At 71.4% G+C, this 18158-nt stretch carries 12 protein-coding genes; 7 read left to right on the forward strand and 5 right to left on the reverse strand.

Annotation, left to right across the window (positions count from 1 at the left end):
• The first annotated feature begins 98 nt into the window (after positions 1–98).
• From WMF45_RS12675 to WMF45_RS12690, 4 genes are all read left to right on the forward strand, one after another.
• The gene (locus tag WMF45_RS12675; RefSeq protein WP_437717166.1) at positions 99–1616 is read left to right on the forward strand and encodes an isochorismatase family protein; all 1518 of its coding nucleotides are present in this window, start codon (positions 99–101) and stop codon (positions 1614–1616) included.
• Complete coding sequence (locus WMF45_RS12680; protein WP_437717167.1) at positions 1613–2329, forward strand: glutathione S-transferase family protein; 717 nt, start codon at positions 1613–1615, stop codon at positions 2327–2329. The genes WMF45_RS12675 and WMF45_RS12680 overlap by 4 nt, the downstream gene beginning before the upstream one ends.
• 162 nt (positions 2330–2491) lie before the next feature.
• Positions 2492–2806, forward strand: a complete 315-nt coding sequence (locus WMF45_RS12685) for a hypothetical protein (RefSeq protein ID WP_437717168.1) — start codon at positions 2492–2494, stop codon at positions 2804–2806.
• Between the two features lie 274 nt (positions 2807–3080).
• A complete protein-coding gene (locus WMF45_RS12690) occupies positions 3081–4574 on the forward strand; it encodes a vWA domain-containing protein (protein WP_437717169.1) in 1494 nt (497 codons plus the stop codon).
• Here the strand turns inward: WMF45_RS12690 and WMF45_RS12695 are convergent.
• Positions 4550–5284 (reverse strand): CPBP family intramembrane glutamic endopeptidase, encoded by a 735-nt coding sequence (locus WMF45_RS12695; protein WP_437717170.1) that lies wholly within the window; start codon positions 5282–5284, stop codon positions 4550–4552. The genes WMF45_RS12690 and WMF45_RS12695 overlap by 25 nt on opposite strands.
• A gap of 242 nt (positions 5285–5526) precedes the next feature.
• Here WMF45_RS12695 and WMF45_RS12700 point away from each other — a divergent pair, with 242 nt between their 5' ends.
• The gene (locus WMF45_RS12700) at positions 5527–8199 is read left to right on the forward strand and encodes a DNRLRE domain-containing protein (RefSeq protein ID WP_437717171.1); all 2673 of its coding nucleotides are present in this window, start codon (positions 5527–5529) and stop codon (positions 8197–8199) included.
• Positions 8200–8280: 81 nt separating this feature from the next.
• Here WMF45_RS12700 and WMF45_RS12705 read toward each other — a convergent pair whose 3' ends face one another.
• The gene (locus WMF45_RS12705) at positions 8281–9159 is read right to left on the reverse strand and encodes an alpha/beta fold hydrolase (RefSeq protein ID WP_437717172.1); all 879 of its coding nucleotides are present in this window, start codon (positions 9157–9159) and stop codon (positions 8281–8283) included.
• 88 nt (positions 9160–9247) lie between these two features.
• Positions 9248–12019 (reverse strand): MXAN_6577-like cysteine-rich protein, encoded by a 2772-nt coding sequence (locus WMF45_RS12710; protein ID WP_437717173.1) that lies wholly within the window; start codon positions 12017–12019, stop codon positions 9248–9250.
• Positions 12020–12195: 176 nt separating this feature from the next.
• On the opposite strand from WMF45_RS12710, the gene WMF45_RS12715 reads away from it, so the two are divergent.
• On the forward strand, positions 12196–14721 hold the full coding sequence (locus WMF45_RS12715; protein ID WP_437717174.1) for a DUF3656 domain-containing U32 family peptidase: 2526 nt from the start codon (positions 12196–12198) through the stop codon (positions 14719–14721).
• A 44-nt stretch (positions 14722–14765) separates the two neighbouring features.
• On the opposite strand, the gene WMF45_RS12720 is transcribed toward WMF45_RS12715, so the two are convergent.
• Positions 14766–15962, reverse strand: a complete 1197-nt coding sequence (locus tag WMF45_RS12720; protein ID WP_437717175.1) for a vWA domain-containing protein — start codon at positions 15960–15962, stop codon at positions 14766–14768.
• Positions 15963–16059: 97 nt separating this feature from the next.
• Positions 16060–16401: a dienelactone hydrolase family protein gene (locus tag WMF45_RS12725; protein WP_437717176.1), complete on the reverse strand. Its 342-nt coding sequence runs from the start codon at positions 16399–16401 to the stop codon at positions 16060–16062.
• 681 nt (positions 16402–17082) lie between these two features.
• On the opposite strand from WMF45_RS12725, the gene WMF45_RS12730 reads away from it, so the two are divergent.
• Entirely contained in the window at positions 17083–18111 is a 1029-nt protein-coding gene (locus tag WMF45_RS12730; protein WP_437717177.1) for an ABC transporter substrate-binding protein, read from the forward strand.
• Positions 18112–18158: the final 47 nt, after the last annotated feature.

The following is an 18158-nucleotide window of genomic DNA, read 5'->3' on the forward strand; positions in this document are numbered from 1 at the left end:
ATGATCCTCGGTGAGCTCGGCCTGGCGCTCTCTGTTGCGCGCCCCGCGTCGCGGCCCCGGAGCTTGGCCGAGCGACCGCCCGGTGGTACCAGGACACGATGGACGTGAGAGCTGGGGCGCCCTCCCAAGATCCTGCGCGCACGGCGCTGCTGATCATCGACATGCAGAACGACTTCCTCGCGGAGGGAGGCGCGTTCTCGAAGCGCCACTGCGATCCGCACCAGCTCGCGCAGACCGTGGCCTGGCTCGCGCGCGCGGCGCGAGCCCAGGGGCGGGTCGTGGTGTGGGTGACGTCGGTCTACGGCGAGATCGACGCGGCGCCGGACGCGCTCCGCGGGCAGACGCACACCGGCAGCGCGTGCTGCGCCCGCGGCACGTGGGGCGCCGAGCTGTTCCCGGCGCTCGTCCCGGTGCGCGGCGAGCGCCCCGCGGGGACCGCGGAATGGCACGTCGAGAAGCGCTGGTATTCGGCGTTCCGCGAGACCGATCTACACGCCCGGCTGGCGCAGGCGGGCGTGACCGCCGTGGTCCTGTGCGGCGTCGCGACCAACGTCTGTGTCCTCGCCGCCGCCCGCGACGCGCGCCGGCTCGGCTATGACGTCGACATCCTCGGGGACGCGACCGCGGCGGGGACCGCGGGCAAACAGGCCGTGGCCCTGCGCGAGATCGAGGGCCTAGGCGGCCGGCGCCGCAGCTGGGCCGACCTGCTCTCCGACGGACCCGGGCCCGTGCACATCGCCGGCATCGGGGCGGGCGAGACGGCGCTGTGGTGCGGCGTCCTCGACGAGCGCCTCGCCGGGGACGCCGGCGCCTTCGCCGCCGTCGAGCGCGAGGTCGCCTGGACGACGATGCGCCACCGCGGCGGGGAGGTGCCGCGCCTCGTCGCGATCCAGGGCGAGCGCTCGCCCGACGGCGCCATGCCGCTCTATCGCCACCCGGTCGACGAGCAGCCCGAGCTCTGCCCCTTCACGCCCGCCGTCGACCGCATTCGCAGGGAGGTCGAGCGCCGCGTCGGACACCCGCTCAACCATTGCCTGCTCCAGCTCTACCGCACGGGGCGCGACTGGATCAGCGAGCACTCCGACAAGACGCTCGACCTCGCGCGCCCGTCGTTCATCGTCAATGTCTCGCTCGGACGACAGCGCACCATGGTGCTCCGGCCGAAGCGCGCCGAGGACGGGAGTGCTGTCCAGAAGGTCCCTCTGCCGCACGGCTCGCTGCTCGTCATGGACCTGGAGACGAACCGCCGATTCTATCACGCCATCCGGCAGGAGGGGGACACGGAGGGTGAGGGCGGCGGCCCGACGTCGCCCTCGCGGATCTCGCTCACGTTCCGGCACATCGGCACGTTTCACGATCCGGCGACCGGCGCTGTCTGGGGCGTCGGGGCGCCGGCGTCCGATCGCCCCGAGGCCGAGGCGCGCGCCCGGGCCCGATCCGCGGTCGCCGAGCCGGAGCGCGAGGCGGCGGAGCGCGGCGAGGCAGAGCGGATGTTGCAGCTCTTCCGCGCCGAGAACATCGACCCCACCTTCGATGTCGCCGCGTACCGCCCGGGCTTCGAGGCGCTCAATTTTCGCACGCTCCGCGCGTCGGAGGAGCCCGGAGGCGACCGATGAGCGCTCAGCGCACGGTGTATTTCGTGAACGGCTCGATCTCGAGCTGGCGCGTCCTGATGGCGGCTCACGAGAAGGGCCTCGCCTTCGAGCCGCGCCGCATGCGCGTGATGCGGGAGCCCCGCGAGACGCGCACCCCGGAGTTCCTGGCCCTCAACCCGCGCGGCCAGGCCCCGGTGCTCGTCGAGCCAGACGGCGCCGTCATGAACGAGTCGCTGGCGATCCTGACGTACCTCGAGCTGCGGTATCCCGACCCGCCGCTCCTCCCGCCGCTCGCCGAGCCCGGCGCGCTCGCCCGCGCGCTCGCCTTCGCGCAGGAGTCCGAGGCCACCGCGTGTGTCTATGACCCGCTGGAGGGCCTCTTCGAGGCCGGCCCGGAGGCCGTGTCGCCGGACCGGCGAGCAGCCATCCTGGGCGCGCTCTCGGGCGTGGAGCGGGAGCTCGCGCTGTGGGATGCGCGGGCCCAGAAGACACGGTTCATCGCGTCGGACGCCTTCACGCTCGCCGACTGCGCGTTCTACCCGGTGCTCGCCTACATGCAGCGGCGCGGGCTGTCGCTCGCCGGTCATCCGGCGCTCGACGCCTACGAGCGCCGCGTGCGCGATCGCCCCTCGGCGGTGGCCTCGTACCCCGAGGGCTGGTCTCACGACCGGGCGCGCCCGGACCTGTTCGCGCAGGCGCGGGCGCTCGCCGCCGCCCCGCTGATCATCGGGTGAAGGCGGCCCGCTCGATGCGTGGGCAGGTCGGCGATACGGCGTCAGTTTCCCAGGAGGGCGGCGGGCTGCGGAGGGCAGCTGCCCGTCGCCTTCGCGGACGAGCTCCTTTGCGAGCACAGTGCTCTCTCCATAGACCGTGTCGCCGTGGAAGACCGGCGCGACATGGTGAACACCGAGGCGAGCGCTCTACCCAAGATCTCCAGGTTGCCCGACCCGTTCACGAGGCTCGACGGAACCAGCGTTTCCACCAGAGCAGAGTGGCACTGCCAGAGGCAGGAGATCCGCAAGCAGGCTGAGAAGTACATCTACGGCGAGAAGCCGACGCCTGACGTGGTGACCGGCACCGTCACCGAGAACAAGGTCTCTGTGCACGTGGAGGCCCAGGGCAAGAAGATCGACTTCAGCGCCGACATCGTGCTGCCCTCGAAGGGGGAGGCGCCCTTTCCCGGCGCTGGAATGATGGCACCCACAGCCTGACCTGGGCGCCCGGCTCCGCAGACGCGTGAGTCCGATGGATTCAGGGTGCTTGAGCCGGCGCGGTCGTCGCGAGCGGTGGCTCACCGGAGCGCCTGCGCCCTGACGCCGCTGTCATGCATCGGGCCGGAATGGCGCGTCGATGCGCGCCCGAACCAGACGAAGCGTGCGTCGCGGCGTTGGCACTGAAGCTGCACCGGTCGCGGCAGGACGCGGGGCGAGGACGTGTCGCGATCCTGCGCGAACCTGTCCGCCCGGCGTTCGAAGGAGTGATGGCATGAACCGATTCTTTGGCTTCATCATGACGGTGGCGTCGGGCATCGCGATGGTCGGCTGCGCAGAAATCGGCGCGAGCGATATGGGCTCTTTCGGCGGCACCGGCGAGTTCGGCGCGACGCCGGGGGGCGTGAAGGATATGGGCTTCGCACGGGGCCTCGTCGAGAACGGCAGGGTGCCGCCGGCCGAGGCGTTCCTCGTCGAGGCGATGTTCTCGGAGCACGATTTGCCGCTCCAGGGCGCGCCGTGCGCGACGCTCCTTTGCGTGCGCGCAGCGATGGGGATCGCCCCGGACGCGCAGGGCGAGAGCGCCGCGTGGGTGCAGGTCGGCATGTCGTCGACGATCGATCCCGAGACGTTCAAGCGGCCGTCGATGGCGATCGTCGCGACGGTCGACGTATCGGGCTCGATGTCGTGGGGCTACGGCGACGGCGCAGGCGGGACGCCCGCGGCGATCGCCCGCTCACTCCTCGGGAACGTGGCGAGCGGCCTCGACGCGGACGATCGCTTCGCGCTCGTCACCTATGGCTCGTCGGTCAGCACGCGGCTCGACTGGACGCAAGGGGACGACCCCGAGATCAAGCAGACCATCGACGGGCTCTCGGAGAACGGCTCCACCAACATGGAGGCGGGCCTCATCCGAGCGTACGAGCTCGCGCGCGAGGCGAAGGGCACGGCCGACGAGGTCCGCGTCATGCTCTTCACCGACGTTCAGCCGAACGTGGGAGCCACCGACGGCAGCGAGTTCGAGCACCTGGTCGCGGAGGGCGCGGAAGACGGTATCGGGATCACCGTCTTCGGCCTGGGCCTGGGGCTAGGCGTCGAGGTCATGAACCGGATGTCGCACCTGCGCGGAGCCAACGCCTTCAGCCTGATGGACGCCGACGAGGTAGGACCCTTCATGGAAGACAACTGGCCGTGGATGGCGACGCCGATCGCCCATGATCTCAGCCTCGTCGCGACCCCTTCGCCAGGCCTCTCCCTCACCCACGCGTATGGCTTCCCCACAGGGGAGGCCGGCGAGACGTCGATCGCCTCGCTCGACGTGGCGAGCGTGTTCCTCAGCAAGCGCAAGGGGGCGCTGCTCCTGTCGCTCACGCCGGCGTCGCCGGAGGAGATTGCCGGGTCGGAGGTGGAGGTCGCGCTCAGTTACGTCGACCGCTCGGGAGAGCCGGTCACGAGCTCCCTCTCGGCGCGCTATGACGGCGAGGCGCTCGACGAGCGCGGCGTGGTGATGCCGCAGGCGAGCGTCGAGAAGACGGTGGCGCTCGCGCTCCTCGTGCAAGCGATGCACGACGCGGCGCAAGCGTACGGCTCGGACCCCGCCGCGGCGATTGCCACCCTGGAGCCCGCGCTCGCGCGCTTCGCCGCCGACGCGGCGGCGATCGGAGACGCCGGCATCGACGCCGAGGCCGCGTTCTGGCCAGCGCTCCTGGACCTCATGAAGGCGGACGCTCCTCGTGGTGATCTTTATGGTGATTTCAGCGACAACTGACGCTCTCCGAGGGCTCGTGGTCCGGCGCCTCGTGTCTGCATCTGCATCCACCGAGCGGTGATGGCCGCGGCCACGAGCGCGACGATCGTCGTGACCAGGAGCGGCGCGGCGCCGTCGCCGGACATGTGCGCGCGAGAGACGTTGTCGAGGTGGATGCCGAGGTGCGCCGCCCACGCGACGAGCACGCTGCCGCCGGATCGGAGGTGCAGCGCCGTCATCAGCACGCTGAGCGACGTGATGAACACGAGGCTGAGCGCCCACGACCACCACGGGACGCCCGGCAGGCACAGGGCGGGCAGGTGCCAGAAGGTCCACGCGACGCCGAGGACGAGGCTGGCGCGCACGGGCCCCTGCGCCGGAAGGAGCCGCCGGAGGGCATAGCCGCGCCATCCCAGCTCCTGTGATGGCGTACGCGAGGACGAAGAACCGGGCCACGCAACGAGGCATGGACCGGCGGGACAGGGGCGCGCGCAGGATGTTCCGCGCGAGACTCGCGACGGAGAAAGTAGCCCCGCTCGACACGAAGGCCGGGATCGGGTCGCAGCGGGCCGGGCTCCGCTCGGAGCTCCCGTCCCGAGCGCGGGCCTCGCGCCGCCGCATGTGTAGTCCGCTGTCAACCCCGCAGCACGAAGCCGATATCGCCCGTGTCTGCGTAGGTCCCTGGAGGAGGGGATGCGCCGGCCGCGGTGCCCTGGATGCGCCGTGGTCACGAATGTGCGGGACGGCCGTCGTCAAGGTGCCTTTGCGACGCGCTGGCGCCGTCGACGGCTGTAATCGCTTGTCATCGTCGCTGTGACGGCACCTGTGATAGGCGTGTTTCCCGGGCGATCGGATCTGCACCTTGCCCCCGTGCGCTCCGGTGCGAGCGCCCCGAGACCCAGGAGGAACCATGCGCCGTCGTGTCAAAATTGGCTTCTTGTTATTCCGTACGCTTGGCTTGTTACTCGGCTGCGTGCTGTTGCCCGATGCGGCGCACGCGGCCACCACCGCGATCACGTACACCATCGGCCACGCGGACTGCGGCGTGAACAGCTTCGCGCTGTACATGAACGGCACGCTGCTCGACACCGTACCCAGCTCGAACGACTGCGGCTGCAACAGCACGCCGCTCCAGGTGAGCATCACCGATCCGGCGTTGCTCGAGCTCTACAACCCCGCGAGCTGTAATGACTTCCAGGTCGAGACGGTCGGTGACGATACCGTTGCGTGGGGCCACGTGCGCGTCGACGTCGCGTCGGACGAGGGGGCGGCGTCAGCGTGCCTGTTCGACGGCGACCCGGCCAACGCCAACCCGAGCTGCGCCGATCGGGAGCTCTGCGGCAGCTACACCTTCAACGTCGGCTCCGTGGGGCGTGCGGACGTGGATGGCGACGGCCTCGCGGTGGGCGCGGGCCAGGGATGCGACAACTGCCGCGCGACCGCCAACCCGGATCAGGGCGATGTGGATGGCGACGGGTTCGGCGACGCCTGCGACGCCTGCGCCGGGCCCGGGGGGTATGACAGCGACGGCGATGGCTCCTGCGATGGTGCAGACAACTGCTATTATTACAACCCTGATCAGAGCGACGCGGACGGCGACGGGATCGGGGACGCCTGCGACTACTGCGCAGGATCGGGATCGTACGACAGCGACGGCGATGGCTCCTGCGATGGTGCAGACAACTGCTATTATTACAACCCTGACCAGAGCGACGCGGACGGCGACGGGATCGGGGACGCCTGCGACTACTGCGCGGGCCCGGGGATGTACGACAGCGACGGCGATGGGCTCTGCGACTCGGCGGACAACTGCTACTATGCCTCCAACCCCGACCAGAGCGACGCGGACGGCGACGGCCTGGGCGATGCCTGCGACAACTGCGCGGAGGTGCCGAACCCCGGTCAGGAAGACAGCGACTGGAACGGCCGAGGCGACGCGTGCGACGCCTGCTACGCCGCCGGGGAATCCGACTGGGACTCCGACGGGACCTGCGACTCGGCGGACAACTGCGTGGACAACACCAACCCCGACCAGGCGGACAGCGACGGCGACGGCGTGGGCGACGCCTGCGACTCCTGCGCAGGATCGGGGGCGTACGACAGCGATGGAGATGGGCTCTGCGACGGCAATGACAGCTGCCCGTTCAGCTACAACCCCGACCAGGCGGACCGCGACGGTGATGGCCACGGCGACGCCTGCGATCCCTGCGGCGCGATCATCGATAACGGCAACGTCCAGCTCGGCGTCAACTGCGAGGGCCACCTGAACTTCCCGTTCCCCGGGGATCCTCTGGGCTTCGGGTACCTGGGGCTGCGTTACCTGCCCACGACCAACCCGTCGGTCGAGCCGGGCGCGCAGGCCGAGGGGTGGGGCGTCGGCGACGCCACCTCCGGGGTGACCGGCTATGCGAACGTGTCCCAGGACGGCGGCGCCGTGAACATGACGGTCCTGAGCTTCTCGTCCACGGGGAGCACCGCTGTCTCCACGGTCCAGGTGGGCTCGACGTTCATCGTCACGCACGACTACCGCCCGTCGGCGCTGACCCCCTGGCTCTACGAGGTGGTCGTGACCATCGACAACATCAGCCCGGATCCGGTGGATCTGCGTTACCGGCGCGTCATGGACTGGGACACCTATCCCACGCCGTTCGACGAGTACGTGACCATCGACATGGGGACGGCCTCGGAGCTGTTCCGCACGGACACCAATGGATTCAACAGCGCCAACCCGTTCTCGTTCACCAGCTTTCAGCCTGGCCCGGTGACCGACGCGGGCCCGACCGATCACGGCGCGCTCTTCGACTTCGACTTCGGCGAGCTCGCGCCCGGCGAGAGCAAGGTCTTCAAGACGTTCTACGGCGCCGCCGGCACCGAGGACGACGCCCGGAGCGCCCTGGCCGCCGTCGCGGCCGAGGCTTACTCGTTCGGCCAGCCGAACACCCCCGGCGGACCGGATCTCGGGGAGCCGAACACGTTCGTCTTCGCTTATGCGAGCGTCGCCGACGCGCCTGTCTGCGGCGACGGCATCCTCGACGACGGCGAGGAGTGCGACGACGGCAACACCGACGGCGGCGACGGCTGCGACGCCGACTGCACCGTCGGCTGCCCCGACGCGGACGGGGACGGCCATTGCGATGTCACCTGCGTGACGATCCGGCGGGGCGTCCACGGCCAGGTGGCAGACGCGACGATCTGGGCGCTGTACCCGAGCTACAACGAGGGCGGCTCACCCTACCTCCACACGGGGCTGAGCCGCGGCGCGGAGAAGAACGCGCTGTATCGCTTCGCGCTCGACTCCATCCCGTACGGCGCCACGGTCGAGTCGGCCACGTTCAGCACGACGCTCTACAGCTCCGGCACGGGCGAGATCCGGGTGCACCGCGTCAACGGCGCCTGGGAGGAGTCCACGGTCACCTGGAGCAGCTTCGCCGACGGCTTCGAGCCGGCCGTCGAGGCGACGCTCGTCGGGGCGTCGTCGGGCGTCGCGACAGTCGACCTGACAGCGCTCGTCCAGGCGTGGGTCGACGGCGTGCACCCGAACCACGGTCTCCTCCTGGAGGAGGACCTGACGGCGCTCACCAGCTACCGCTCGAGCGAGCACGGCATTCTCACCGACCGCCCCTCGCTCGAGGTGTGCTTCTACTGACCGCCCTCTGACCCCGGCCGCTTCCGCCGTCGGCGGCGACCGCCACGGCGGCCGGGGTCACCTTCGATCATCGCCAGGGGCTCACCGCCCGCGCGTGCGCCCGAGCAGCGAGCGCAGGATCTCCTCCGCATGCGTCCACAGCAGCGACCCTCCCGCCTCCGGGAGCACGCGCCGCTCTGCCGCGCTCAGCCGCCCGGCGAGCGACGCCCCGAAGTCCGGCGAGTGCACAGTGCTCGTGTCCCGCGCGCCGTACCACAGGTCGACCGGCGCGCGGATGCTCCCCGGATCGAACGGCCACGGGCTCATCGTGAGCACCGTGTCGCGCGCGTAGCCGGCCGGCCCCTGCGAGAACGCCTCATCCATCGCGCGCCGGTAAGCGCGCTCGAACACGGGGGCGGTGTACACCGCGCGGTCGACGTCCGCGAGCGTCGAGACGACGAAGCCCCACATCGCCTCTGCGCTGAACCCGCCGAAGAACGCCTCCGCGCGCCCAGCGTCGGTCGCCACCAGCTCCACGAGCCGCCTCACGTCCGGCGCCAGCGCATCGGCGAACACCGGATTCGCCAGCTCATCGGTCCCCGCGACCACGGCCACGCCATCCACGACGCCGGCCGCGGCGCAGGCCAGGGCGAACGGCGCGCCCGCCGAGAACCCGACGGCCGCCACGCCGGACAGCCGCCGCGCCTCGAGGAAGCGCCCTATGTCCTGCGCCCAGCCGCCGAGCGTGCGGCCCGGGGCCTGGTCCGACGCCCCGAGCCCCGGGCGATCCACCGACATCAGCCGCACGCCGAGCCCGTCGACGACGTCGCCCCCGAACCCCATCGACCGGCCCGTGGCGCCGCCGGGGCAGAGCAGCACGGGGATGCCGTCCTCCGGCCCCCACTCCGCCCAGCCCAGCCGCCGGCCGTCTGGAAGCGCCGTATCCCCGAGCCGGACCGGCTCCACCACACCGCTGATCATGGCCCCAGGGTAGTTGGCCTGGACCGAGGATGCCAGGCGCTCCGCGCCGCTCGACGGCGGCGGTGCGCGGTGCGCCGTGCGCGGTTGGTTACGGATGGATGTTGAGCTCGTAAACGCCGGATTCCTCGAACGCGCCGTCGACCACGATGACGATGGTCTGCCCTTCGTCGAGCGACACAGTGACCTCCGACGTGAACAGGTGCAGCTCGTCTCCGAGCACGTCGTCGCTGCACGCGATCTCCTCGCCGTAGCAGTCCCCGTCGAAGACGGCGAGCACGGTGTCGTAGTCCGAGCCGACCGTGTCGATCGTGTACGTCCCCGCCTCCGGCGCGGTGAACAGATAGGCCACCTCAGGCGCGTCGATGCCGCCGCAGCTCGCGTCCACCCTGGCGAGGCTCCCCTTGGTCGTCCCCGTCGCGGTCTGGGAGGCGAGGGGCGTGAGCTCGATGGGCTTATCGCACGTGCCGGTGCCGTCGAAGAGGTCCACGTTGAGCATGTAGTCGCCCTCCGCGCCGTGGCTGTCGACGCTGATCAGGGCGGTCTGGCCGGCGTCGAGCCAAACGAGCTTGCTCGAGTCCCTGCTATCCTTGACGCAGGCCATCTCGTCGCCATTGCACCCGCCGTCGCGCACGGACAGGACGGTATCGATCGTGGAACCCACGGTGTTCATGCGGTAGAAGCCATCCACAGGCGCGGTGAAGCTGTACGTCGCCTCGCCGCCGGGCGCCGTGGCGCAGGAGGGCGCCAGGAGATCGGGATAGCCCTCGGTGCTGCCCGTGACCGACTGCGGGACCACGGCGTCGAGCGCGAAGAGAGGGCACGGCGGCGCCTCCCGCTGGGTGATGTTGAGCGTGTAATCGCCGCTCGCCGACACGCTGTCCACGGAGACGATCACCGTCTGGCCGGCGGAGAGGAACAGGCTCGCCCGCGAGTGGGTGACGAGCCCCGCGGGGTCCACGTTGTCATTGCACCTGAGCGAGGGGCCAGAGCACGAGCCCTTCAGCACGTCCAGGACCGTATCGAGCGCCGAGCCCTCGGTGTCGAAGATGTAGAGCGCGTCGGCCGGCGCGGTGAAGCGATAGGTCGCCTCGGGGGCCCCGCGAGAGGCGCAGTCCGGCGCGAGGTGATCGGCGAGATCCGCGGTCGTGCCCGTGAGCGTCTGCGGCACCATCCGGCCGAGATCGATGAGCGGGCACTGCACCTCGTCGACCTCGAGCCTGTAGTCGCCCGTCGGGCCCGCGGTGTCCACGACGAGGATGACCGTCTCGTCGGCCGCGAGCGAGAGCGTGATGAGCGCCGGCTCGAACAGGCCGTCGACGCACGCGACGAGATCGCCGGCGCACGAGTCGCGGCGCGCCTCCATGAGGACGGGGAAGCTCGAGCCGCTCGCGTCGAACGTGTAGATGCCCTCGCGCGGCGCGGTGAAGCCGTAGGTCGCCTCGCCCCCGGTCGAGAAGGTCGCGCAGGCCGAGATCAGGTTGCGGAGGTGCTCGTTGTTCCCGGTCACCGTCTGCGGCAGGGTCGCGCCGATCTGGACGGCCGGGCACGGAGGGGCCTCGACGATCTCCAGCGTGAAGCTCGCCAGCGGGCCGGCCGGATCCGCCACCGCGACGAGCACCGTCTGACCGGCCTCGAGCGTCGCGAACGCGTTCGACTCGCCGGCGCCGTAGCGGCAGTGGAGCGAGCGGCCCGTGCACGTGCCGTCCTCGCGGACCTCGACGATCAGGTCCGACGGGGCGCGCCCGCTGAACACGTACGTGCCGTCCGACGGGGCCGTGAACGTGTACGTGGCGTCCGGGGTCGCGCTGATGTCGCAGTCGGCGACCACCGTGTCCTCGCGCAGGACGGTCGTGCCCGTCACCGTCTGCGGGACGACGGGATCGAGGGCGGTCGGCGCGCACTGGACCGGCCCGGGCTCGGCCACGCGGAGCGTGAAGTCGCCCTGCGCGCCGCCCGCGCCGCTCACCACCACGAGGATGCGCTCGCCCTCGGCGAGATCGACGGAGATCTGCGACTGGACGCTCCCCGCGTTGTCGTTGCAGGCCAGCTCCTCGCACGTGTCCGCCCGCAGCGCGCCGAGCGCCGTGTCGTACGGGGCCTCGAAGGTGTCGAACAGGTACGTCCCCGCGTGAGGCGCCGTGAACAGGAACGCCTGATCGGCTGCGCCAGGCCCCGAGCAGGTCAGCCAGCGGCCGTCGTCGGCGCCGATCGTCGTGCCGCTCACCCGCTGCGGGACGGCGGAGCCGATGTCCTGGGAGGGCTCCGCGCTGCACGCGCAGGTGCCGCCCTCGCAGGGGCGCCCGGGGTCGCAGGCGCGATCGCACCGGCCGCAGTGCTGCGGATCTGCGGCGAGATCCACGCAGCTGCCGGCGCAGTCGGTGAGGCCCGGGAGGCAGGTCTGCCGGCAGACCGATCCGGAGCACGCGCGGCCCGGCGGGCACTCCGCGCCGCACTTGCCGCAATGGTCCGGATCGGTGCGCGTGTCGACGCACTCGTCGCCGCAGCGCTTCACGTAGCGGCCCTCGCGGCACTCCGATGGCCCGCCGCCGTCGCCGCCACCCCCGTCACCGCCGCCACCCCCGCCGCCGCCGTCACCGCCGCCGCCGGTCCCCAGCGGCTCGCAGGCGCCCTTCACGCACGCCTCCCCGGCCGGACATTCCTGGCCGCACGCGCCGCAGTGCTCCGGATCGGCGTGCAGCGCCACGCAGGCCCCGCCGCAGACCGAATAGGGAGCCTCGCAGCGCGGCGCCGGGGCGTCGTCGTCGCCGCCGCAAGCGGGCGCCGCCGAGAGGAGCGCGGCAGGCAGCCAGAGCGCGGCCCTCGAGAGCGCGCGCCCGAAGCGAAATCCGTGTCTGTTCATCGACATCCCGGCCGGGTAGGCCGCTTCACGATCGTGCCTCACGTCGCGAAGCGAGGTCAAGGCGCGCCGTCCGGCAGGCTCTTCGGTAGGGATGGCCCGCGCCCCGCCCCACGCCCCACGCCCCACGCCCCACCTGGAGAGCGACAACCGCGCCACCCCTTGCTAGAACCGCCCGCATGTCGCGGCCCGCGCGCCCTGAAGTCCTCGCTCCCGCCGGTGATCGCGCCGCCATGGAAGCCGCCGTGCGCGGCGGGGCCGATGCCGTCTACTTCGGCCTCCGGGGGGGCGCCGCGGGCGGCGGCGCTGCGTCGCCCTTCAACGCCCGCGCGCGGGCCGCGAACTTCGACGCGGCGGAGCTCGAGGAGGCGGTGCGCTTCCTCCACGCCCACGGCGTGAAGGGCTACGTCACCCTGAACACGCTGGTGTTCGACGACGAGCTCCCGGCGGTCCGCGGCGCGATCGAGGCGTGCGCCGCGGCCGGCGTCGACGCGGTCATCGTCCAGGACCTCGGCGTGATGCGCCTCGCGCGGGCGCTCGCGCCCGGGCTCCCGATCCACGCCTCCACGCAGATGACCTGCACCGACGCGGCCGGCGTCGAGCTCGCGCGATCGCTCGGCGCCGCGCGCGTCATCCTCGCCCGGGAGCTCTCGCTCGACGACATCGCCGCCATCCGCCGGGCGACCGACGTCGAGCTCGAGGTCTTCGTCCACGGCGCGCTCTGCATCGCCTACTCGGGGCAGTGCCTGACGAGCGAGGCCATCGGCGGCCGCAGCGCCAACCGCGGCGCCTGCGCCCAGGCCTGCCGCCTGCCGTACCGCCTCGTCGTCGACGGCGCGCTGCGCGACCTCGGCGACGCGGCCTACCTCCTGTCGCCGGAGGATCTCGACGCCACCGACGTCATCCCCGACCTCGTCGCGCTCGGCGTCGCCTCGGTGAAGATCGAGGGGCGCCTCAAGGGCCCGGAGTACGTCGGCGCGACCGCGCGGCTCTACCGCGCCGCGATCGACGCGGCGCTGGGCGAGGGGGCGGGTCCGGGGCCCGCGGAGCGCGAGGCGGCGCTCCAGGCGTTCTCGCGGGGCTCGGGCCCCGGCTTCCTGCGCGGGGTCGACCACCAGCGCCTCGTCGACGGCCGCACCTGCGATCACCGCGGCATCGAGGTCGGCGAGGCGCGCGGCGCCGCGCGCCGGCGCGGCCACGAGGTCGTGGTCGTCCGCGCTACCCGGCCGCTCGCGCGCGGCGAGGGCATCCTCGTGGAGGGCGGGTTCGCCGGCGAGGGCGAGATCGGCGGCCGCATCTGGGGCCTGTGGGCCGCTGGCCGCGAGGTCGAGCGCGCGCCGGCGGGGGGCGACGTCGAGGTCTGGCTCGGCCCGGACAGGCGGCTGCCGGAGGACGTGCTGAGCGGCGCGCGGGGGCTGAGCGGGCGCCGGGTCTTTCGCACGAGCGACCCCGCCGGTGCGCGCGAGGTCCGCGATGCCCTCGACCGCGCCCAGCGCCGGGTGGCGATCGACGTCCACCTCGAGGGCCGCCTCGGCGAGCGCCCGCGGCTCTCGGCGGCGACGGAGGGCGGGGCGTCGGCCTCGGTCGAGCTCGACACGCCGCTCGGCCGCGCCGATCGATCGCCGCTCGACGAGGCCACGCTGCGCAAGCAGCTGGATCGGCTGGGCGACACGCCGTTCGCCCTGCGCGGCGTCGGCCTGTCGCTCGACGGGCCCGCGCTCGTGCCGCCGTCGGCGCTCAACCGCGCGCGCCGGGCGCTCGTCGCGGCGCTGATCGAGGCGTCGCACCGGCCCCATCCGTCGGCGCCGCTCTCGGCCGAGGCGCTCGTCGCGGGCGTCGCTCCGCCGGACGCGCCGCCGCCGGCGCCGGGCCTCTTCGTGCTGTGCCGCAACGTGGCGCAGGCGCGGGCGGCGCTCGACGCCGGCGCGAGCGGCGTCTACCTCGATTTCCTGGAGATGGTCGGCCTCGGCGCCGCGGCGCGCGAGCTGATGGCGGCCGGGGCCTCCGTCGGGGTGGCGCCCCCGCGGATCCGCAAGCCGGGCGAGGAGAAGATCGACCGCTACCTGCTCTCGCTCGGGCCGGCGGCGATCCTGGTCCGCGGCCTCGGCGCGCTGCTCGACGAGACGCCGGGCGTGCCCCGGATCGGCGATTTCTCGCTGAACGTCACGAACAAGCTGGCCGCGCGCGAGGTGCTCTCGCGGGGGCTCGCCGCGTTCACGCCGTCGTTCGACCTCGACGCCGCCCAGCTCGAGTCGCTGCTGGACTCGCCGTTCGGGCCGTTCGCCGAGGTGGTTGTGCACCACCCGATGCCGCTCTTCCACATGGAGCACTGCGTGATCGCGGCGACGCTGTCCGAGGGCAAGGATCACCTCACCTGCGGCCGCCCGTGCGACCATCACGCGCTGTCCCTGCGGGACCGGGCGGGCATGGATCACCCGCTCGAGGCGGACGTGGGGTGTCGGAACACGGTGTTCCACGCGGCGCCGCAGAGCGCGGCGCACCTCGTGCCGAGGCTCGCGAGCTGCGGCGTGCGGCGGTTCCGGATCGAGCTGGTGCGGGAGGACGCCGAGGGGGCGCGGCGGGTGGTGGAGGCGTACCGGCGGCTGCTCGCCGGGGAGGTGGCGCCGGCCGAGGTCGCGCGCGGGCTGCGCGCCGAGGGCAGCTACGGGGTGGTGCGCGGGTCGCTGCGCGTGCTGCAGGCGTGAGAGGAACGGCCATGGGCCAGCGGGGGCGACGAGCGGCGGTCCGATCAGAACACGAGCACCTCGCCGCCTGACGCGAGCTGGCACGCGCCGTCCTGGGGATCACCGCCGGTGCGGAGGATCTCGGACGGCTCCGGCTCGCGGTAGACGCCGGAGAGCGCGATGTCGACCATGCGCAGGATCGCGCGATCGAGCTTGGTGACGAAATAGCAGGGGATCGTCGGCTCCTTGTGCGCCCCGCCAACCCCGGAGTCGTCCGTCAGGAAGAGGTATCGGCCGCCCGTGAGCTGCGCGGCAGAGCGCATGCTGAGCTCGGTGAGCTCATCCACGCCGCTCGACGCGACGGGATAGACAGCCACCCCGAGGTCCTTCAGGGCTCGTATCCCGCTCGCCATCGCCGCGGCGTTCTCCTCGTGGTGGGGCGCGTCAGCGACCCAGAAGGCGAGGCGCGCGGTGTCGCCGCCCGTACGCCAGGAGAGGTCGGCCGCCTTGGAGAGCGCCATGTCCGGCGCCTCCGGGAAGTCGCCGCCGCCGCCGGCTGCCTGCTCGGCGAGCTTCTCCTGGAACTCGTCGGGATCGGCGCGGAAGTCGAACCACCGGACGATGTAGTCGTCCTCGGTGTCCTTGTACAGGACGAGCGACCAGCGCTGCTGGGCGTTCGGGTACCTGGCGAAGATGGAGTCGGAGAGCGCGATGAACTCCGTCTGGAGATACGTGATCTCATCGCTCATGCTGCCGGTCGTGTCGATGACGAGCGAGACGTCGAGCGTCTCCTTTTTTCCTGGAGGCGCCGAGAAGAGGCTGTGCGCGGCCTGGTGATCGGCCTCGGTGAAGGGCAAGACGCCCGGGAGCTGCTGCGAAGAGAGCGTGCTCCGGTACGAGAGGAAGAAGTCGAAGTTGCGGTTGTCGTCCCAGACGCCGGCGGTGAGCGTGCCAGGATCGATGCTGGCTCCGCCGCCAGCGCCGCCAGCGCCGCCAGCGCCGCCAGCGCCGCCTGTGCCCAGGCTTCCGCCGGGGGAGCCCTCGCTCGGAGGACCGCTTCCATCCGACACACCTCCCGAAGCGGCTGAGCCGACCGCGGCGCCTGTGCCGAAGGCCGTATCGGGATCGGCGCCGGGGTCGGCGCCGGTGCCCCTCCCGGGGATCTCTCCGTCACCGCCCTCTGCTGAGCTCGAGCCGCCCGAGCACGCTCCCAGCGCGAGAAGGCCTCCCACCATGAAAGCGAAGCGGAAACGGATGTGCATGTGGATCTCCTCGGCCGCCAGGGTCGTCACGCGCCGACGTCGGACGCGGCCGGGATGCCGCGATGCACGTCGCGTACCCGGTTAGAATCGAATGATTTCAAGTGTTTACGTAGCTACACGTGGTGCGTTCTGTGCCAAGGCGCGCCGGAGCGCGCCGAGGAGCGGCAGGCGCGCGCCCCTGGGATCGCCGCCGAGGTTGTGGGTGATCGCGGCCCGCTTCCCACTTGAGCGTCGCGTCGAACAGCGCGAGCAATGTCTGGTAGTGGCGCTCGGAGGCGGCCTGGTTGTACACCGCTGAATCGGAGGGGACCCAGCCGTGCTTCGCGCCTTCATACGTCTCGACCGCGTGCTGCACGCCCGCCTGCTGGAGGGCGCCGATCAAGCGCTGTTTCTGCTGGTGGCCATCCCGGGTCCTCAACGTGGCTGTAGCTCGTGACATCTGTTCCTCCTGCGTTTGCCGTGTGGATTACTCTCCTCCTCTCGCCTTGACAAGCGCAGTTGTCGTTCTGCGCCTCGAGCAGCAGAGTTGCTGATCCGCTGCTTCCCAGGCAGCAGCGTCGCGCCCCGAAGACGTCGTGTGAACGTTCACATTCCCGATGTCAACTCGAAACGGCCGCCAGCGACCGTCCTCGCGCCCCGAGGGCAGACAGGTCTCCTCCGGAGCGCCGCGTCAAGAGGGGCGATCGCGGTAGCGTGCCCGCGCCTCTTGCCGCGGCGCTCCGGAGGAGCCCCGCCCGCCTCGCGCTCCCTCGGGCTCGGGCTCGTTGCAGACCGGTCGATTGGAATTGACGCTGCCCATGTGATCGTTCACATTGCCTCGGAGGGGTATCCTTGTTGCTGCGCCTTGCTCGGGCCGACACACGTACCGAGGCCTTCATCGTCTGATCGATTTTTTCACCGACTCCGTTCGTTCGGTCGTCGCGGGAGCGATCGCCGGACGATGGGGATTGGCATCGAGCCGAGGGTGCTCCTCCGGAGAACACCGCATCCCGCCCTTGTTCGGCGGCTGTCGTGAAATCTCGAGTGCTGTTCACCGGAGATGATCCCTTCAAAGATCCGGCGGCGCTGGCGACGCTGCCGGAGGACAACCGTTGGGGCGGCGTGATCTATGTTGAAGAACATGAACCCACAGAACCACGTGTCACGGAGGATGTTCCTGGCCATCCTGGGCTCGGCGTCCGTCGCCGCCGGCTGCTCCCGCGAGGAGAGCGACGCCGCGGGCGCCGGCCAGAAGCCTGCGTCGGGCGCCGAGACCGCGCAGCGGAAGCCGAAGAAGCTGACCGAGATCGTTGTCGGCTTCTCGCAGACGGGCGCCGAGAGCTCCTGGAGGATCGCGCACAGCAAGTCGATCCAGGAGGAAGCGGAGAAGCGCCACGTGCAGCTCCTCTTCGCTGATGGTCAGAACGTGCACAACAACCAGGTCAACGCCGTCAACGGGTTCATCACCAAGGGCGTCGACGTCATCGTCATTGCGCCGCAAGAATCCGTGGGCTGGAAGCCGACGTTGAAGGAGGCCAAGCGCGCCGGGATCCCGGTGGTGCTCACGAGCCGGGGCGTGGACGCCGAGGAAGATCTGTACGAGACGGTGATGGTCGCGGATTTCGTCTGGGAGGGGCGGCGGGCAGGGGAGTGGCTCGCAAAGCAGACGAACGGCAAGGCGCAGATCATCGAGCTCGTGGGCACGCCGGCGGCGGACGTGGCGGTGATGCGCAAGACCGGCTTCGCCGAGGCCATCGCGAAGCATCCGGACATGAAGATCATCGCGAGCCAGAGCGGTGACTTCACGCGCACCAAGGGGAAAGCCGTGATGGAGACGCTGCTCTCGGCGCACAAGGGCGAGATCAACGCCGTCTACGCTCACAACGACGACATGGCGCTCGGGGCGATCCAGGCGATCCAGGCGGCGGGGTTGAAGCCCGGGCAGGATATCCAGGTGATATCGATCGACGCCGTGAAGCCGGCGTTCGAGGCCATGATGGAGGGGAAGCTGAACGCGACGGTCGAGTGCAACCCCCTTCACGGCCCCCTGCTCTTCGAGACGATCGACAAGATCGTGCGTGGTGAGAAGGTGCCGAAGCGCACGATCGTCCCTGGCCAGATCTTCGAGCGCGAGCAGGCGGCGGCGGCCATCGGCTCGCGGCCCTACTGAGGAGAGATCGGCGCCGGCGCCCCGCTGGGGCGGCGCGGGCGCCATCA

The sequence above is a fragment of the Sorangium sp. So ce448 genome (assembly GCF_051520915.1).
Classification (GTDB): Bacteria; Myxococcota_A; Polyangia; order Polyangiales; family Polyangiaceae; genus Sorangium; species Sorangium cellulosum_B.

Excerpts from the sequence above, each read along its gene's own strand:
- WMF45_RS12675 (WP_437717166.1), top strand. The coding sequence starts at position 99 with ATGGACGTGAGAGCTGGGGCGCCCTCCCAAGATCCTGCGCGCACGGCG.
- WMF45_RS12680 (WP_437717167.1), top strand. The coding sequence starts at position 1,613 with ATGAGCGCTCAGCGCACGGTGTATTTCGTGAACGGCTCGATCTCGAGC.
- WMF45_RS12685 (WP_437717168.1), top strand. The coding sequence starts at position 2,492 with ATGGTGAACACCGAGGCGAGCGCTCTACCCAAGATCTCCAGGTTGCCC.
- WMF45_RS12690 (WP_437717169.1), top strand. The coding sequence starts at position 3,081 with ATGAACCGATTCTTTGGCTTCATCATGACGGTGGCGTCGGGCATCGCG.
- WMF45_RS12705 (WP_437717172.1), bottom strand. The coding sequence starts at position 9,159 with ATGATCAGCGGTGTGGTGGAGCCGGTCCGGCTCGGGGATACGGCGCTT.
- WMF45_RS12710 (WP_437717173.1), bottom strand. The coding sequence starts at position 12,019 with ATGAACAGACACGGATTTCGCTTCGGGCGCGCGCTCTCGAGGGCCGCG.
- WMF45_RS12715 (WP_437717174.1), top strand. The coding sequence starts at position 12,196 with ATGTCGCGGCCCGCGCGCCCTGAAGTCCTCGCTCCCGCCGGTGATCGC.
- WMF45_RS12720 (WP_437717175.1), bottom strand. The coding sequence starts at position 15,962 with ATGCACATCCGTTTCCGCTTCGCTTTCATGGTGGGAGGCCTTCTCGCG.
- WMF45_RS12725 (WP_437717176.1), bottom strand. The coding sequence starts at position 16,401 with ATGTCACGAGCTACAGCCACGTTGAGGACCCGGGATGGCCACCAGCAG.
- WMF45_RS12730 (WP_437717177.1), top strand. The coding sequence starts at position 17,083 with ATGAACCCACAGAACCACGTGTCACGGAGGATGTTCCTGGCCATCCTG.